Raw genomic sequence first — 14822 nt, 5'->3', positions numbered from 1 at the left:
TAGCGCTATTTGGGGCTGCGCCGTGGGTCAGCCCCGTTCTTCTTTATGGCTGTGTTCAAGACCGGCGGTCGGCTCATCTCGTGGGTCTTCTCCAGCCAAGTATTCAGGGTCCTCCAGTGGCTCGCCCGCTTCGTTCTGAAGCTGTAGATCGTAGGCGGACTGGAGGCCCGGCGGATCTTCCACCTCTTCATCGCCCACCTGATGAATATGGCCTGGGTACAAGGGCGACAGCAGGGCAACCAGGATGCCGATTGACGCGAAAATGGCGAACCCCTCGGCATAGCTGACGACATTGAGCAGAGCGCCGATGACCGGCGAGCCGGTGGCCTGGCCAAGCGACACGGCCATGAAAGGCAGCACCGGCCCCATCGCCAGGCGTCCGGGCAGCAGGCGAATGCCGGTCATCAGGTAAAGACCCGTCAAGCTCATGTAGGCGAGGCCAAAGACCAGAGCGGAGAATGCCGCCAGCACGGGTTGGGCGGGGCTGGCGGCAAGCAATGCCAGGCTTGCCGCCAGCATGGTCAGCATCAAGGCCTGGGTGATGGGCGGATTGTTGCGGTCGGCCAGATCCGCCACCACCGCACCGCCTAGACCGGCGATGCCGACGGCGAGCCACAACCACCCCGTGGCGCTTGGTGACAGACCGCCAAGCGTCACCACCAGGTCCGGAGCAAAGATCCAGTAGGCGGCCGAGATGAAGCCCATCGCGTAGGAAAACAGGGTGAGCCTCACGAGCCGTGACCACGGCAGTTCACGCAATGCAGGTGGGTCGGCGGCGTTGGAAGGCGTGATGCGCGACACCGAGGGTAGGTACAGCCAGGTAGCGCACACGCCGATGACCGTCAGCAGGGCGAAGGACAGATAGGCCAGTCGCCAGGCGTCGGCCATGAACAGTACCGTTGGTACGGCGACGATCACGCCGATACTGGTTCCCGCATTCATGACCGAACTGACACGAGCATGCAGTGAGCGTCTCACCAGCGCCTGCATCCCGGCGGTGAGTGCGGGCATCATCAGGCCGGTACAGATGCCGCAGGCGAACACCCCGATGCTGAGCATGGTCGCATCGGCCGCTCGGCTGATCAGTGCCAGGCCGACGATACCGAAAAGCCCGGACAGTACCGCTGCGTAGCGGGCGCCAAGACGATCGGTGGCGTAAGGCGCCACCGCCGTGGACAGCAGGAAGCTGATGAGGGGAAGGGCGCCGATGATGCCGATGGCATCAGGCGTCAGCGACAGCTCATCGCGAATCTGGGGGACAAACAGGCCGAAGGCAAAACGGGCGAGTCCGTAGCTGATGGCGACCAGGGCCGCGCCGAAAATCGCAAAACCGGTGCTGGAAAGAGACCTCATGCTAGCTCCTCCGACATGCACGTTGCGCCACCTGAAGTGCTCTGGCGCCTTGATGCATCGTGTCTGGTTCGTCCCTGTCGTGCTGCCTGGAGCAACAGATGCAAGCAGGGTGCACGATTTGCGGCGTTGTCGCCAATCCATCAACGACAATCGGTGACCTTTTCACGACAACCGGTGAACAAACCTTGCTGCTGGGGGGGCTGGTGTACAGAACCAGGTGTGCAGTAGCTGGTGTGCAGTCCCTGGTGTGAAGAACCATGGCGGGGCAGCGCCTCGAGACCGTCGAAGGACTGGCGTGCCGACAGGCAGGGAGCTGTTGTAGGAAGAGGGAAGAGGGAAGAGGGAAGAAACGAAGAAGGGGATCAGTCTGTCGACTGATCCCCTTCTGGATTCGAGGTGGCGGAGGGACAGGGATTCGAACCCTGGAAGGGCGTTAACCCTTGCCGGTTTTCAAGACCGGTGCATTCAACCGCTCTGCCATCCCTCCGGCTCACGGCGGTGTACTTTACCAGCTTTTCTCCTCACGTCAACACTTCTGTGCGATCAATGTCTTACGCGATAGAGCGACACCCCTCCCTGATGCCTTCAAAGGAGCTGTTGCAATAGGGTGACTGCGCAAAAATTGTGCAGCTAAGCAATTTTTTGTCGCCGATAGGAAACAGTGTTCGCGCCGCCCATGGCGGGCCCATGGGCCAGTCTGATCGCTTGAATGGCGTTGAAACCCCGTCGCCAGGCGGCTTGCGTCGGGAACTTGCTGGGGGCATGCTGTGTCGAATGCATGTCAACCAACAGGGAGCTCTGGATACATGGCTTATCAAGAGTCACAGGTGAATCGTCAGACCCAGACGCAGGTCGCTGCGACGAACAAGGTTCTGCGCAACACCTACGGCTTGCTGGCGATGACACTACTGTTCTCTGCCATCACCGCAGGGGCTGCCGTGGCCCTCGGTGTACAGCAGATGAACATTCTGGTGTTCTTCATCGGCGCCTACGGCCTGATGTTCCTGGTCCACAAGACCGCCAACTCGGCCCTCGGCCTGCTGGCGACCTTTGCCTTCACTGGCTTCATGGGCTTCACCCTCGGCCCGATCCTGAGCGCCTATCTGACGCTGTCCAACGGTCCCGAGCTGATCATGACCGCACTGGGCATGACCGGCCTGACCTTCTTTGGTCTGTCGGCGGTGGCGTTGATCACGCGCAAGGACTTCAGCTTCCTGGCGAACTTCATGATGGCTGGCGCCATCGTGCTGATCCTGGCCATGGTGGCGGCGTTGATCTTCAATATTCCGTCGCTGTCGCTGATGGTATCGGCTGGCTTCGTGCTGTTCTCCTCCGCGGCGATCCTGTACCAGACCAGCGAGATCGTGCACCGTGCCGGCGAGACCAACTACATCCTCGCCACCATCACTCTCTATGTGTCGATCTACAACCTGTTCATCAGCCTGCTGTCGCTGCTGGGCGTGGTAAGCCAGGACTGATCGTCGCAAGACGTTCTGGCACAACTGTCGTACACTGTCGGCCCCGCCTTGGCGGGGCCGACGTGTTTTTGATGACCCGCTTTGTTCAACTCCCGACATTGGCGGGAGCCAAGGGAATACCATGCGTTATGCCATCCTGCTGCTGGGTGCCCCCTACAGCCATCAGGCCGCACACAGCGCGCTGCGCTTCGCCCGTGCGGTGATCGCCCGCGGTCACCACCTGGAGGCCGTCTTCTTCTATCGCGATGGCGTTCACAACGCCGCGCGCCTGGCATCGCCGCCCCAGGACGAGCCTCATCTGGTCGACGGCTGGACCACGCTGAACCAGGAGCATGGCGTGCGTCTCGAGGTGTGCATCGCCGCCGCACTGCGCCGAGGCATCGTCGACGCCGACGAGGCGGCCAGGCACGGCAAGCAAGGCCACAGCGTCCAGGCGCCGTTCGAGCTGACCGGCCTCGGGCAGCTGGTGGACCTGGGCCTCGAGTGTGACAGGCTGGTAACCTTTGGTGCCTGAACAACACCGAGCTGCTGCCGACTGCCGCCACACAATGGGTCCCGAGCAGGGCAACGCTGAACCGAGAAGAGTGGAAGGTCGATGATTGAGGAACCCAACGACGATTCGGGGGATCTGCTGGTGATTCTTCGTCATGGCCCCCATGGCACCAGCTACCTGAAAGAAGGTCTCGACACGGCGCTGGTGGCCGCCGCCTTCGGACGCCGGGTATCACTGTTGTTCATGGCCAGTGGCGTGGCGGCACTGGTGCCGGGGCAGGGCGCCGGTCCGCTGGGGCAGAAGGGCACCCAGCCGACGCTGGCCATGCTCGAGATGTACGACATCGACCGGCTGTTCGTGGATGGGGCAGGACTTGCCGAGTTGGGCGTGGCGCCCGAGACGCTGACGCCGGATGCCACTGTCATCGAGGGTGACGCCATTGCCGCCCTGATGGCGGAGCACGCATTGGTGCTGACCTTCTGAATTGGCGTCACAGACGACTCGAGACCGCGTCTCTGTCGGGGCTCGCTCCCACCAGGTTTCACCCATCGACGTCAGCCACTGGACTCACCCACGACCACTACCAGGAATCGGGATGATACTGCACACCCTCAATCGTTCACCGCTGGAGTCGACGGTCTATCGGCAGGCGCTACGGGCGTTGGCAGAAGACGACAAGCTGTTATTGATCGAAGACGGCGTGCTTGGCGCTCTGCCGGCCCAGCAGGCGCTGTGGTCCTCTCTGCCCGGTCGTCTACTGGCGCTGGCCGAAGATCTCGAGGCGCGCGGCTTGAGCGAACACTGTGCCACCGGCATCGAAGTCGTCGACGTGGACGGTTTTGTCAGGCTCACCGAAGAGGCCGATAAAGTGGTCAGCTGGTACTGAGGTAACACGATGGCAAGCACTGAAACTGCACGAACCCTGGATCTCGGCCAGGCCTCAGTCCCCCTGGACCCGGAAGGCTATCTGGTCAATCTCGATGACTGGAGTCCCGCCGTCGCCGAGGCGCTGGCTGCGGAAGAGGGCATCACCCTCGGCGACGAACACTGGCAGGTGATCGACGTCCTGCGAGACTTCTATGCGCGCTTCGAGCAGGCACCGGCCATGCGCCCGCTGGTCAAGGCGGTGGGCCAGGCGCTGGGCAAGGACAAGGGGAGCTCGCTGTACCTGATGAAGCTGTTCCCCGGCAGCCCCCCCAAGCTGGGCGCCCGTTTGGCGGGCCTGCCCAAACCAACCAACTGCCTGTAGACGTGCGGCGTTGAACTTTCTCGCCCACGCCTGGCTCGCTCGTGCCGGTGACGACGACTTTCTGCTCGGCAACCTGATCGCCGACGGCGTCAAGGGGCGCGATCTCGGCCAGTGGCCCGAAGGCGTCGCAGCCGGCATACATCATCACCGGCGGGTGGACGCCTTCGTCGATCGCCATCCATCGGTACTTGCCGCTCGACGCCGGGCGCCGGCGGCGAGTCGTCGCGTGGCCGGTATTGCCCTGGATCTGATGTGGGACCACTTTCTCGCTCGGGATCTGGCTACCAGCGACCCGCACGAGCGCGAGGTCGTGATCGAGCGATGCTATCGACTGTTCGAGTACCACGGCGCACCGCAGCGGCTGGCCACCATGGTGCCTGTACTGGTGCGTGAGGACTGGCTGCGCCGCTACGCCAGCCTCGCCTTCACCTGCCGTGCCATCGCCGGCATTGGCTCACGACTGTCCGGGCCCAACCGACTGGCCGAACTGGTACCGCATCTGCGCGATGACTATCGTCAACTGGACGACGACTTCGCGACCCTGTGGCGCGATACCCGCGCGGAACTCGAGACCTCGGGTTCCTAGGGCTCTAACCTTCGCTCGTCGACTTTTCGGACCGCGCCTAGCGACTACCGCGCTGCTTCAGCGGACCGCTACCAGGTACGCAGCCACAGGCATTCCACCTTGTCGCCCGGCGCTATCTCGCAATGGGGCGGGATCACCGCCAGGGCGTCGGCATCAATGCAGGATGACAGTACCCCGGAGTTCTGGTCGGAAAACGCCAGGGCGCTGACGCCCTGTGGGCCGAAGGCGAGGCGCACCCGCATGTAATGCTGGCGCGGACCGGTGGAGGTGGCAAAGTCGCTGCGGGCCCATAGCCGCGGTAGCTCCGCCATGGACTCACAGCCCTGCAGGGCACCCAGCAGCGGGCGCAAGAATAGCCAGGCACCGACATAGCTGGACACGGGATTGCCGGGCAAGCCGACAAACCGCACCGGCGTGCCGTCAGGTCCTTCCATCTGGCCCAGGGCCAGCGGCTTGCCGGGACGAATGGCCAGGCGCCACAGGTTCAGCGTGCCCAGTGACTCCAGCGCCGCCTTGACGTGATCTTCCTCACCGACGCTGACGCCGCCGGTGGAGACCACCAGGTCCGCTACCTCGGCGGCCTCCTTCAGACAGGCGCGGGTACCCTCCGGGCTATCCGGCACGCTGCGCGTGAGCACTATTTCGGCGCCGAAGCGCTCCAGCAGGCTCTTGAGCATGGGGCGGTTGGAGTTGTAGATCTGGCCAGCTGCCAGGGGCTTGCCCGGATCGATGATCTCGTCGCCGGTGGACAGCAAGGCCACCCTGGGTCGGCGGTGGACGTCCACTTCGACGATACCCTGGCCTGCCAGGTGGCCAAGTGCGGCGGCGTCCAGCCGAGTGCCGGCGTCCAGCAGCGGGGCGCCTGCGCGTACGTCGCGGCCCCGCCGGCGCACGTTGTCGCCCGCCGGGATGTCGGCGGGAATGACGGCCTCATCACCCTCGCGCTGGACCTTCTCCTGCATAACCACACAGTCGGCGCCTTCGGGCAGCTGGCCACCGGTAAAGATGCGGGCACAGCGGCCGCGCTCCAGTCGCTCGCCCGGGGCCCCGGCGGCCACTCGCAGGGCCACCGGCAGGCGTTGTCCGGCGTCTTCATGGTGCAGGGCGTAACCGTCCATGGCGCTATTGTCGAACGGCGGTACATCCAGGGCCGCCACGACCGGGGCTGCCAGCACACGGCCTTCGGCCTGTTCGCAGGGCTGGCGCTCCACCGGCAGCGGCGCGACGCCATCGAGCAGGGTGGCCAGGGCGTCCTCCATGGGCGCCAGTGACGCTGCGTGGCTAGACGTCATGCTGCCCCCGCTCCGGTATCACCAGATTGGCGAAGTTGCAGGGCCGGTGACGGCTGTCGAGCTGCTCGGCAAGGATGCCGTCCCAGGCGGTGCGGCAAGCGCCGGTGGAGCCCGGCAGGCAGAACACCACGGTGTGATTGGCCATGCCTCCCAGGCAGCGGCTTTGCACGGTGGAGCTGCCGATTTCCTGATAGGACAGCTGGCGGAACAGCTCGCCGAAGCCCTCGATGCGCTTGTCGAGCAGGGCCGATACCGCCTCCGGGGTGGAATCCCGTCCGGTGAAGCCGGTACCGCCGGTGGTCAGGATCACCTGCACTTCGGGGTCGGCGATCCAGCCTGACACCACCGCACGGATACGATAGATGTCATCGATCACGATCTGCTTGTCGGCGAGCTGGTGGCCGGCGGCCTCGAGCCGCTGCACCAGCGCCTGACCGCTGCGATCGGTGTCTTCGGTGCGGGTGTCGGAGACGGTCAGCACCGCCACCTTCAACCCGATCATGGTGTCCTGACTCACTGGCGTCACTCCTTGTCACCGGTACGCTGCTGCTTGGCCTGCTGGCGAGCCTCGAAGGCCGCCATCTGTTCTGGGGTGGCCTTGGCCTGATACATGTCCTTCCATTCGCTGTAGGGCATGCCGTAGACGTGTTCACGGGCGCTTTCGTAGTCGAGCGTCTCACCGCGCTCTTCGGCGGCGGCGACCAGCCACTTGGACAGGCAGTTGCGGCAGAAGTCCGCCAGAATCATCAAATCGATGTTCTGCACATCCTTGTTGTCGTCAAGGTGGCGAAGCAGGCGGCGGAAGGCGGCCGCCTCGAGTTCGGTGCGAGTGGCCTCATCGAGGTGCTGCATGGGGGACTCCAGTAACAGAAAACGATCAGTCGGGCGACTGTCCCACGATGGTAACGCAAGACCGTCACAAGAACAGCGGCAAAAGAATGCCGCCCCGAGTGAGCCCGGGGCGGCGAGAGGGATAGCGGTCACCGTGGGTGGGGCTGCGCTCAGGAGGGGCTGGGAGATTCCGGTTTGGTATCGTCCGTTGCCTCGACGTCAGCCGGGGCCTCGGCCTGATCCTTGACCTCTTCGTACCACAGGTTGTGGTGCTGCTTGGCCCAGCTTTCGTCGACGTAGCCGGTGGTCATGCCCTCGAGCGCACCCTCGGTCCCCAGGGTGCCGATATAGATGTGACCGAAGGAGACGGCGGTAAGCGCGAGGGCACCCACCGCATGGATGATGTTGGCCCACTGCATGGTGTCCCGGCTCTGGTCGAAGTTCGGGAAGTCCAGTACCAGGCCGCTGACGAAGACAACCATGCCGGCCGTGGCCAACAGCCAGAACCAGGCCTTCTCGCCACCGTTGGCAAAGCCGGCGTCTGGATGCTTGTCGCCGACCATGCCGCCGCCTTGCTTGAACCACTCGATATCGTGGGCCTTGATCCAGTTGTGCTTGAGAAAGCGCAACAGCACGAAGATCAGCAGCAGACCGAAGAACGGACCGATGTAGTTGTGCAGGAACTTTGTGCCGCTGATCATCGCAGCCCAGAAGGCGTCGCCAAACACTGGCTTGAACACGAACTTGCCGTAGAGAATGTTGAGGCCCGTCAGCGCCAGGATGATGAACAGCGTCGCCAGGGTCCAGTGCAGCGCCCGGCTGAGTACCGACCAGCGCAACAGCTTACGCCCGGTGCGTGGCTCATCGAGGCGGCTGCGGCCGACGATCAGATAGAAGATGGTGATCATCGCCAGCATGCCGCCCACGGCGATCAGCCCGAAGGGCGAGACCCACTTGTTGCGCCATTGGCGCCAGCTCTCGCCGCTCTGGTTGATCAGGCTGTAGGTCGAATCGTGGCGGGTATCGATAAAGGACTCGCCATCCTTCACCTGGCGCCAGGTGTCGGCGTCGGCGCTGGGTACGGCGGTGGCGATCTCGGCATTGGGGTCGGCACCCATGGCGGGAGCGGCGCAGGCCAGCAACAGCAGCAGCAGTGCCGGCAGCACCAGCCCCAGGGCTCCACCCGGTCGAGGCAAGGCATCACGAAGGTTCATGGGGCCTCCTCACTGGTTACGTGTGGCGTCGTAGGCCATGGCGTCGATCGCCGAGGGCGAGCCATTGCCGATATCCGACCAGGCGCCATCCTTGTGACCACGGCGCACCACCCGCTCGCGGAAGATGTCGGCAACGGTCTGGGCATCGCCTGCCAGCAGCGCCTTGGTCGAGCACATTTCGGCGCACAGCGGCAGCTTGCCCTCGGCGATGCGGTTGGCGCCGTACTTCTCGTACTCTTCTTCGGGGCTGTCGGCGGGGCCACCGGCGCAGAAGGTGCACTTGTCCATCTTGCCGCGCTCGCCGAAGGCGTCCTGCTGGGGGAACTGCGGCGCGCCGAAGGGGCAGGCGTACAGGCAGTAACCGCAGCCGATGCACAGATCCTTGTCGTGCAGCACGATGCCGTCGTCTGTCTTGTAGAAGCAGTCGGTGGGGCAGACCGCCATGCAGGGTGCGTCATCGCAGTGCATGCAGGCCACCGAGATGGACACCTCGGACGGCTCGCCATCATTCAGGGTGACCACCCGGCGGCGCTGGATGCCCCACTCGACCTCGTTGGCGTTCTTGCAGGCGGTGACGCAACCATTGCACTCGATGCAGCGCTCGGCGTCACACATGAATTTCATCTGGGCCATGTCGAAACTCCTGTTGGTTCGGTGACGTCGGTGTCTAGCTGGCGAGTTCGATGCGACACAGGGTGCACTTGGTTTCCTGCATCTGGGTCACCGAGTCGTAGCCGTAGGTGGTGGCGGTGTTGACCGCCTCACCGATCACGTAGGGCGTGGTGCCATCCGGATAGCGATCGGCCAGGCTTTCGCCCTGGAACATGCCGCCGAAGTGGAAGGGCATGAACACCACTTCCCGCGCTACCCGAGGCGTCACCATGGCCTTGACCTTGATACGGCCGCCTTCGGCGCCTTCCACCCACACCATGTTGCCGTCCTTGACCCCCAGGTCGTTGGCCAGGGCAGGGTTGATCTCGACGAACATCTCCTGCTGCAGCTCGGCCAGCCAGGACATGGAGCGCGTTTCCTCGCCGCCGCCTTCGTACTCGACCAGGCGGCCAGAAGTCATGATGATCGGGTACTTCTTGCTGGCATCATTCTGCTGAATGCTCTGGTACAGCGTCGGCAGGCGGTAGTGCGAGGCGACGTCATCCCAGGTGGGGTAGTCCTCGACCAGATCCCGGCGTGAGGTATAGAGCGGCTCGCGGTGCTTGGGAATCGGGTCGGGGAAGGTCCAGACGTTGCAGCGCGCCTTGGCGTTGCCGAAAGGTGAGCATTCATGGGCGATGGCAACGCGCTGGATGCCGCCGGACAGGTCGGTCTTCCAGTTCTTGCCTTCCGCCGCGGCCTTTTCTTCGTCGGTCAGCTCGTCCCACCAGCCCAGGTCCTTGAGCATCTGGGCGCTGAACTCGGGGTAGCCGTCCTCGAGGTCGGAACCGGCGCTGAACGAGTTGTCGGCGAGAATCGGGGTGCCTTCGTGCTCGATGCCAAAACGCGCACGGAAGGTCAGGCCGCCCTGGGACACCGGTTTGCTGGTGTCGTACAGAATGGGGGTGCCGGGGTGATTGAGCTCCGCGGTACCCCAGCAGGGCCATGGCAGGCCGTAGTAATCGCCATCTGCCGGGCCGCCTTCGGCACGCAGATCGCGGAAGCTGAAGGTATGCCAGTTCTGCTGGTGGGTCTTGAGCCGCTCGGGGCTCTGCCCGGTGTAACCTACGGTCCACATGCCGCGGTTGAACTCCCGGGTAATGTCCTCGATCAGCGGCTCCTCGCCGTTGATCTGAATGTTCTTGAACAGCTCGTCGGCAAATCCGAGGCGCTGGCTCAGCAGGTACATGATGGTGTGGTCGGGCTTGGCCTCGAAGGCCGGCTCCACCACCCGGTCACGCCACTGCAGAGAGCGATTGGTGGCGGTGACGCTGCCGTAGGTCTCGAACTGGGTGGCCGCCGGCAGAAGATAGACGCCATCGCTGCGATCGTGCATGACCCCGGCGACGGTGGGATAGGGGTCGACGATGACCATCATCTCGAGCTTCTGCATGGCTTTCTGCATTTCGGTGCCGCGGGTCTGGGAGTTGACCGCGTGGCCCCAGTAGAACATCGCCTTCAGGCTGGTGCGCTGGGAGATGTCCTGGTCTTCCTCGAGGACGCCATCGATCCAGCGCGATACCGTGATGCCGCTGGAGTGCATGGGGTAGCCGTCGGCGTACTCGGTCTGATCGAAGCGGCTCTTTAGCCATTCGTAATCGAGGTCCCAGATCTGCGCCCAGTGCTTCCAGGCGGCTTCCGACAGACCGTAATAGCCGGGTAGCGAATGCGACATCAGGCCGAGATCGGTCGCCCCCTGGACATTGTCGTGCCCCCGGAAGATGTTGGCGCCGCCGCCAGACTTGCCGATATTGCCCAGCGCCAGTTCGAGGATGCAGTAGGCACGGGTGTTGTTGTTGCCGGTGGTGTGCTGGGTGCCACCCATGCACCAGACGATGCAGCCGGGACGGTTTTCCGCCAGCCGCCTGGCGGTATCGTACATGGCGGCTTCCGGCACCCCGGTGATGCGCTCCACTTCACTCGGCGGGAAGTTGGCGACCTCGTTGCGGACCTCGTCCATGGCGTAGACGCGCTGGTCGATGTACTGCTGGTCTTCCCAGCCGTTCTCGAAGATGTGCCAGAGCAGGCCCCAGATGAAGGCCACGTCGGAACCCGGCCGGATCCGCACGTAGTGGTCGGCCTTGGCCGCCGTGCGGGTGAAGCGCGGATCGACGACGATGATTTCGGCCTGGCTGCGCTCCTTGGCCAGCAGGATGTGCTGCATCGCCACCGGGTGCGCTTCGCTGGGGTTGGAGCCGATGAACATGATCGAGCGGCTGTTCTGGAGGTCGTTGAGCGAGTTGGTCATCGCTCCGTAGCCCCAGGTATTGGCGACGCCCGCCACGGTGGTGGAGTGGCAGATGCGCGCCTGGTGGTCGGTATTGTTGGTCCCGGCCAGCGCCGCGAACTTGCGCATCAGGTAGGCCTGTTCGTTGCTGAACTTGGCCGAGCCGAGCCAGTAGACGCTATCCGGGCCATGCTGCTCGGTCAGTTCCAGCACCTTGGCACCGATTTCGTCGATGGCCTGGTCCCAGGACAGACGTTGCCACTCGCCCCCGACCAGCTTCATCGGGTACTTGAGGCGGCGGGTGGAGTGACCGTGCTGGCGTAGTGAAGCGCCCTTGGCGCAGTGGGCACCGCGATTGATCGGGTGATCGAAGGCCGGTTCCTGGTGGGTCCAGACCCCTTCCTGGACCTCGGCGTAGACGCCACAGCCCACCGAACAGTGGGAGCAGATGGTGCGGCGGGTTTCCACCGGAGCATCGCTGTAGGGCGTCTTCTCGACCGCCTCGGCGCGTTGCATCATCGGTGAGCCGAACAGTCCAAGACCGGCGACACCGCTGGTCGCTGCGCCACTGCGCTTGAGGAACTGGCGCCGGGAAATGCCGAGACCGGAGACCTTGGGTGTGGTGGAGGTACGTGTCAGTCGCATGGCAGGCTCTCCTTGTTGTCAGTCGCGCAGGGATGCGTAGTAGGCACGTACGTGTTCTGTCTCGCGGTAACCGGCGCTGTCATCGGCTTTCTCGGTGGCGGTCGTGGCGCTGTCATCGCGCGCCACAGCAACCGAGGCCTGGCCGACCACCACCGCGGCACCGGCGGCCACGGTGCCGCCTCCCAGGGCCTTGAGAAGACGACGGCGTTGAGTGTTGGGCGTTGTGCTCATGCTCATTCTCCTGCTCCAAGGGCCTGGCCTCGGTCCTCGTGGACACTGGTGCCGGGCACAGGGGTTCCAAGGGTAGTGTTGTCGATCAGGATGGCGCTCTCGCGCTGGAAAAACAGCGTCGCCAGTTCACCCAGCGCCGCATAGAAGGGGGTGTCGACACGGGCTAGGTCGTGCATGCAGCGGCTGGCCCAGGGTGCCAGGTGGCGATGGAAGAAGCTGCCGGCTCGCTGATCGTTCTGGCCGATCAGCATCGCCATGACCTCGCACATTGCCGCCAGATGATCCTCCGGCTCCGAGACGTCGCCAGAGCGCTGGATGCCCAGCGTCTTGAGATCTCGGCGCAGTGCGACCAGTGATGCTTCCATCAGGCCGCCCTCGCGGTAGTAGGAGGCGTAGGGCAGCACGTCGCCCTGGATGACCCCGATCAGATGACGAAAGTGGGCACGCTCCAGGCGTTCGACGTCGCTGTCGGCAGCGGCGGCGGCCAGCCGGCTCCAGGCCTGGCTCAGACGAATGTCGTCCGGCTCTCCCTCGAGGCCGGCAAGCCACTGGCGAAGGGCTTCGCTGGGGGGCTCGCGCAGCAGTGCCGCCAGCAGGGCGTAGATGTCGGCCCGCAGTTCGGCTTCTTCGGTGCGGGAGTCAGGAATGTCGTGCGTGGTCATAGCTTGACCTGGGCCTCCGGATTGGTCGCCATCTCGTGCCATACGTCCTTGACCCGGCAGTCCTGACACATTTCCAGCCGACGTGCCTGGTCACCACTGAAGTACGCATGGTTGGCCAGCTTCTGCTGGATGGCGGCGATGGTGCGGGCGTTGGCGAAGGCGCTGCCACAGACGATGCAGTGAAAGGGTGCGTCTTCGTGGCACACTCGCCACTGGCTGCGTTCCGCGCTGGCAAGGAAGCCGGGAGACAGGCGGATGGCGGATTCTGGACAGCTCTTGCTGCACAGGCCGCACTGGACGCAGTCTGCTTCGCGAAAGTCGAGGCGCGGGGTGTCGCCTCCGGCGCCGAGCGCGCCGGTCGGGCAGCTGGCAACACAGCCCATGCACAGAGTGCAGGCATCGGCATTGACCTCGATGCCCCCGAATGGGCTGCCCGGAGGCATCGGGTGCCGCTCGCCGTCGACATGGCCAGTGGCGGCCAGATGGTCCAGTACCAGGGTGAGACGCTCGCGCTTGCCGGGCGCTTCTGCGCCATCTGTTGCCCCTGTATTGCCGGGTCGTCCGCCGGCCATTTGTACCGTGGCCGACGGGGTGTCCTTGTCGCTCCCGAACGCTTGAGCCTGTTCCAGGGAGCGCAGCCGGGGCGTCAGACCCGCATGGCGAGGCAGGGCGAGCGAGCTTTCCTGCTCCTCGTCGCTGAACCACTGCAGTCGGCCGGGATCCTGCCCCAGCGCCTCGAGGATCGCTCTGCCCTGGGCCAGCTGATCCTCCAGGTGAGCGACCAGCCTGTCCGGCATGTCGGAGTAGGCCTGGATGCGCACTTCGCAGGCGCCGGCGGCAATGGCCGACAGCCAATGGTCGACGCCGGCAGAACCCAGATCTTCCAGCGCCACATCGATGACGTGGCCGGCCGCGTCGGGTTGCAGGTGCTGGGCGTGATCGGCCTGAACGAAGCGCAGCACCGCCGACTGGCCGCCGGCCGCGTGGTAGTGGTCGAGCCAGGCGAGCAGGGTGTCCTGCTGACGCAGGCTATGCGGTTGGCGGAATTCGATGGCCCCGGTGGGGCAGGCGCTGGTACAGCTACCGACCCCCTGACACAGGTAGGGATCGATCTCGATGCGGGCATCGATGCGTCCGGGGACGCTCTTGATGGCGTCGGCGGGACACACTTCCAGACAGCGGGTACAGCCACCGAAGCCACGAGTGGAGTGGGCGCAGCGATCGGCGTGGACCTCGAAGTAGCGGGGCTTTTCGAATTCACCGATATAGTCGCCGAGGCCGTCGATCAGTGTCGTGCGCGCTTCACCGGCGACCGGGGCATGAAAATAGCCGGGAGGTGGCAGTTCCAGGGGCAGGCGCGGTGTCGGTGTCAGATCCAGCACCAGGTCATGGTGTTCTCGGCCCAGCAGTGCCCGGGCAAGCTCGATGGGGCCCTCATGGCCGTCGAGCCAGGCGCTGAAGTGGCCAAGGTAGCCTTCCAGGTGCAGCCGTCCGAGTTGGGAGGCGAGTAGCGGCTGGAGCTGCACATCGGCAGCCTCGGCACGCTGCAACAGAGCATCATCCGGCACATCGGTCACCACCAGCGTGATACTGGCAAGCCCTTGTTCAAGCCCTCGTGCACGCTCCAGCACTTCCAGCACTTCCAGCAGGGACGCGCTGTCGCCAATCGCCAGTAGATGGCCATGGCTTTGGTAACCCACCGTTGCTGCGACGAGATTGAGCGGCCAGGAGACGGCGCCAAGGGCTCGCTCACGGGCCTGCCGGTTGACCTCGGTGTCCACCGGCACGGTTGCGATTTTCTGGTTCATGCTGACTCACGGTCGAAAACTTTGTGTTCGTTATGAATTTTTTCTTATGTGTCATCCCCAAGTGTGAGCGCTGTACATCAAATGCGCCAACACTCCTTGGTC

At 64.3% G+C, this 14822-nt stretch carries 16 protein-coding genes and 1 tRNA gene; 6 read left to right on the top strand and 11 right to left on the bottom strand.

Annotated features, from left to right (window positions below):
- Window positions 1-27 precede the first annotated feature (27 nt).
- The gene (locus NFH98_RS10130) at window positions 28-1353 is read right to left on the bottom strand and encodes an MFS transporter (protein WP_045995203.1); all 1326 of its coding nucleotides are present in this window, start codon (window positions 1351-1353) and stop codon (window positions 28-30) included.
- Window positions 1354-1750: 397 nt separating this feature from the next.
- Window positions 1751-1840 (bottom strand) — tRNA-Ser (locus NFH98_RS10125).
- A 319-nt stretch (window positions 1841-2159) separates the two neighbouring features.
- On the opposite strand from NFH98_RS10125, the gene NFH98_RS10120 reads away from it, so the two are divergent.
- The 6 genes from NFH98_RS10120 to NFH98_RS10095 all read left to right on the top strand — a co-directional run bounded on the left by NFH98_RS10120 (window position 2160) and on the right by NFH98_RS10095 (window position 5159).
- A complete protein-coding gene (locus tag NFH98_RS10120; protein WP_045991749.1) occupies window positions 2160-2831 on the top strand; it encodes a Bax inhibitor-1/YccA family protein in 672 nt (223 codons plus the stop codon).
- Between the two features lie 121 nt (window positions 2832-2952).
- Window positions 2953-3345, top strand: coding sequence for a sulfurtransferase complex subunit TusD (tusD, locus tag NFH98_RS10115; RefSeq protein WP_045991750.1), 393 nt, complete (start codon window positions 2953-2955; stop codon window positions 3343-3345).
- An 81-nt stretch (window positions 3346-3426) separates the two neighbouring features.
- Window positions 3427-3807, top strand: a complete 381-nt coding sequence (locus tag NFH98_RS10110; RefSeq protein WP_045991751.1) for a DsrE family protein — start codon at window positions 3427-3429, stop codon at window positions 3805-3807.
- Window positions 3808-3919: 112 nt separating this feature from the next.
- Entirely contained in the window at window positions 3920-4210 is a 291-nt protein-coding gene (gene tusB / locus NFH98_RS10105) for a sulfurtransferase complex subunit TusB (protein WP_052704269.1), read from the top strand.
- Window positions 4211-4219: 9 nt separating this feature from the next.
- Window positions 4220-4573, top strand: a complete 354-nt coding sequence (locus NFH98_RS10100; protein ID WP_045991752.1) for a TusE/DsrC/DsvC family sulfur relay protein — start codon at window positions 4220-4222, stop codon at window positions 4571-4573.
- Window positions 4574-4583: 10 nt separating this feature from the next.
- Entirely contained in the window at window positions 4584-5159 is a 576-nt protein-coding gene (locus tag NFH98_RS10095) for an acyl carrier protein phosphodiesterase (protein WP_045991753.1), read from the top strand.
- A 68-nt stretch (window positions 5160-5227) separates the two neighbouring features.
- Here the strand turns inward: NFH98_RS10095 and NFH98_RS10090 are convergent, their stop codons facing one another.
- The 9 genes from NFH98_RS10090 to NFH98_RS10050 all read right to left on the bottom strand — a co-directional run bounded on the left by NFH98_RS10090 (window position 5228) and on the right by NFH98_RS10050 (window position 14720).
- A complete protein-coding gene (locus NFH98_RS10090) occupies window positions 5228-6451 on the bottom strand; it encodes a molybdopterin molybdotransferase MoeA (RefSeq protein ID WP_045992217.1) in 1224 nt (407 codons plus the stop codon).
- Entirely contained in the window at window positions 6441-6953 is a 513-nt protein-coding gene (moaB, locus tag NFH98_RS10085) for a molybdenum cofactor biosynthesis protein B (protein WP_108133422.1), read from the bottom strand. The genes NFH98_RS10090 and moaB overlap by 11 nt, the downstream gene beginning before the upstream one ends.
- A gap of 20 nt (window positions 6954-6973) precedes the next feature.
- On the bottom strand, window positions 6974-7303 hold the full coding sequence (locus tag NFH98_RS10080; RefSeq protein ID WP_108133399.1) for a DUF1244 domain-containing protein: 330 nt from the start codon (window positions 7301-7303) through the stop codon (window positions 6974-6976).
- A gap of 149 nt (window positions 7304-7452) precedes the next feature.
- Window positions 7453-8496 (bottom strand): formate dehydrogenase subunit gamma, encoded by a 1044-nt coding sequence (locus tag NFH98_RS10075; RefSeq protein WP_108133400.1) that lies wholly within the window; start codon window positions 8494-8496, stop codon window positions 7453-7455.
- 9 nt (window positions 8497-8505) lie between these two features.
- On the bottom strand, window positions 8506-9129 hold the full coding sequence (gene fdh3B, locus NFH98_RS10070; protein ID WP_045992214.1) for a formate dehydrogenase FDH3 subunit beta: 624 nt from the start codon (window positions 9127-9129) through the stop codon (window positions 8506-8508).
- A 34-nt stretch (window positions 9130-9163) separates the two neighbouring features.
- The gene (locus NFH98_RS10065) at window positions 9164-12019 is read right to left on the bottom strand and encodes a formate dehydrogenase subunit alpha (protein ID WP_348816134.1); all 2856 of its coding nucleotides are present in this window, start codon (window positions 12017-12019) and stop codon (window positions 9164-9166) included.
- A gap of 18 nt (window positions 12020-12037) precedes the next feature.
- Entirely contained in the window at window positions 12038-12250 is a 213-nt protein-coding gene (locus NFH98_RS10060; RefSeq protein ID WP_349622631.1) for a twin-arginine translocation pathway signal, read from the bottom strand.
- A 2-nt stretch (window positions 12251-12252) separates the two neighbouring features.
- Window positions 12253-12912 carry a TorD/DmsD family molecular chaperone gene (locus tag NFH98_RS10055; RefSeq protein WP_349622630.1) on the bottom strand — a complete coding sequence of 220 codons (660 nt, stop codon included), beginning with the start codon at window positions 12910-12912 and terminating at the stop codon, window positions 12253-12255.
- The gene (locus NFH98_RS10050; RefSeq protein WP_349622629.1) at window positions 12909-14720 is read right to left on the bottom strand and encodes a 4Fe-4S binding protein; all 1812 of its coding nucleotides are present in this window, start codon (window positions 14718-14720) and stop codon (window positions 12909-12911) included. Before NFH98_RS10050 ends, NFH98_RS10055 begins: the two co-directional genes overlap by 4 nt.
- Window positions 14721-14822 lie beyond the last annotated feature (102 nt).

Origin of the sequence: Halomonas sp. H33-56, assembly GCF_040147035.1 — a bacterium.
Classification (GTDB): Bacteria; Pseudomonadota; Gammaproteobacteria; order Pseudomonadales; family Halomonadaceae; genus Halomonas; species Halomonas litopenaei.
This window is presented reverse-complemented; position numbering and strand designations above follow the sequence as displayed.

Excerpts from the sequence above, each read along its gene's own strand:
- moaB (WP_108133422.1), bottom strand. The coding sequence starts at position 6,953 with ATGATCGGGTTGAAGGTGGCGGTGCTGACCGTCTCCGACACCCGCACC.
- tusB (WP_052704269.1), top strand. The coding sequence starts at position 3,920 with ATGATACTGCACACCCTCAATCGTTCACCGCTGGAGTCGACGGTCTAT.
- tusD (WP_045991750.1), top strand. The coding sequence starts at position 2,953 with ATGCGTTATGCCATCCTGCTGCTGGGTGCCCCCTACAGCCATCAGGCC.
- NFH98_RS10130 (WP_045995203.1), bottom strand. The coding sequence starts at position 1,353 with ATGAGGTCTCTTTCCAGCACCGGTTTTGCGATTTTCGGCGCGGCCCTG.
- NFH98_RS10050 (WP_349622629.1), bottom strand. The coding sequence starts at position 14,720 with ATGAACCAGAAAATCGCAACCGTGCCGGTGGACACCGAGGTCAACCGG.
- NFH98_RS10080 (WP_108133399.1), bottom strand. The coding sequence starts at position 7,303 with ATGCAGCACCTCGATGAGGCCACTCGCACCGAACTCGAGGCGGCCGCC.
- NFH98_RS10100 (WP_045991752.1), top strand. The coding sequence starts at position 4,220 with ATGGCAAGCACTGAAACTGCACGAACCCTGGATCTCGGCCAGGCCTCA.
- NFH98_RS10055 (WP_349622630.1), bottom strand. The coding sequence starts at position 12,912 with ATGACCACGCACGACATTCCTGACTCCCGCACCGAAGAAGCCGAACTG.
- NFH98_RS10110 (WP_045991751.1), top strand. The coding sequence starts at position 3,427 with ATGATTGAGGAACCCAACGACGATTCGGGGGATCTGCTGGTGATTCTT.
- NFH98_RS10090 (WP_045992217.1), bottom strand. The coding sequence starts at position 6,451 with ATGACGTCTAGCCACGCAGCGTCACTGGCGCCCATGGAGGACGCCCTG.
- fdh3B (WP_045992214.1), bottom strand. The coding sequence starts at position 9,129 with ATGGCCCAGATGAAATTCATGTGTGACGCCGAGCGCTGCATCGAGTGC.
- NFH98_RS10120 (WP_045991749.1), top strand. The coding sequence starts at position 2,160 with ATGGCTTATCAAGAGTCACAGGTGAATCGTCAGACCCAGACGCAGGTC.
- NFH98_RS10060 (WP_349622631.1), bottom strand. The coding sequence starts at position 12,250 with ATGAGCACAACGCCCAACACTCAACGCCGTCGTCTTCTCAAGGCCCTG.
- NFH98_RS10065 (WP_348816134.1), bottom strand. The coding sequence starts at position 12,019 with ATGCGACTGACACGTACCTCCACCACACCCAAGGTCTCCGGTCTCGGC.
- NFH98_RS10075 (WP_108133400.1), bottom strand. The coding sequence starts at position 8,496 with ATGAACCTTCGTGATGCCTTGCCTCGACCGGGTGGAGCCCTGGGGCTG.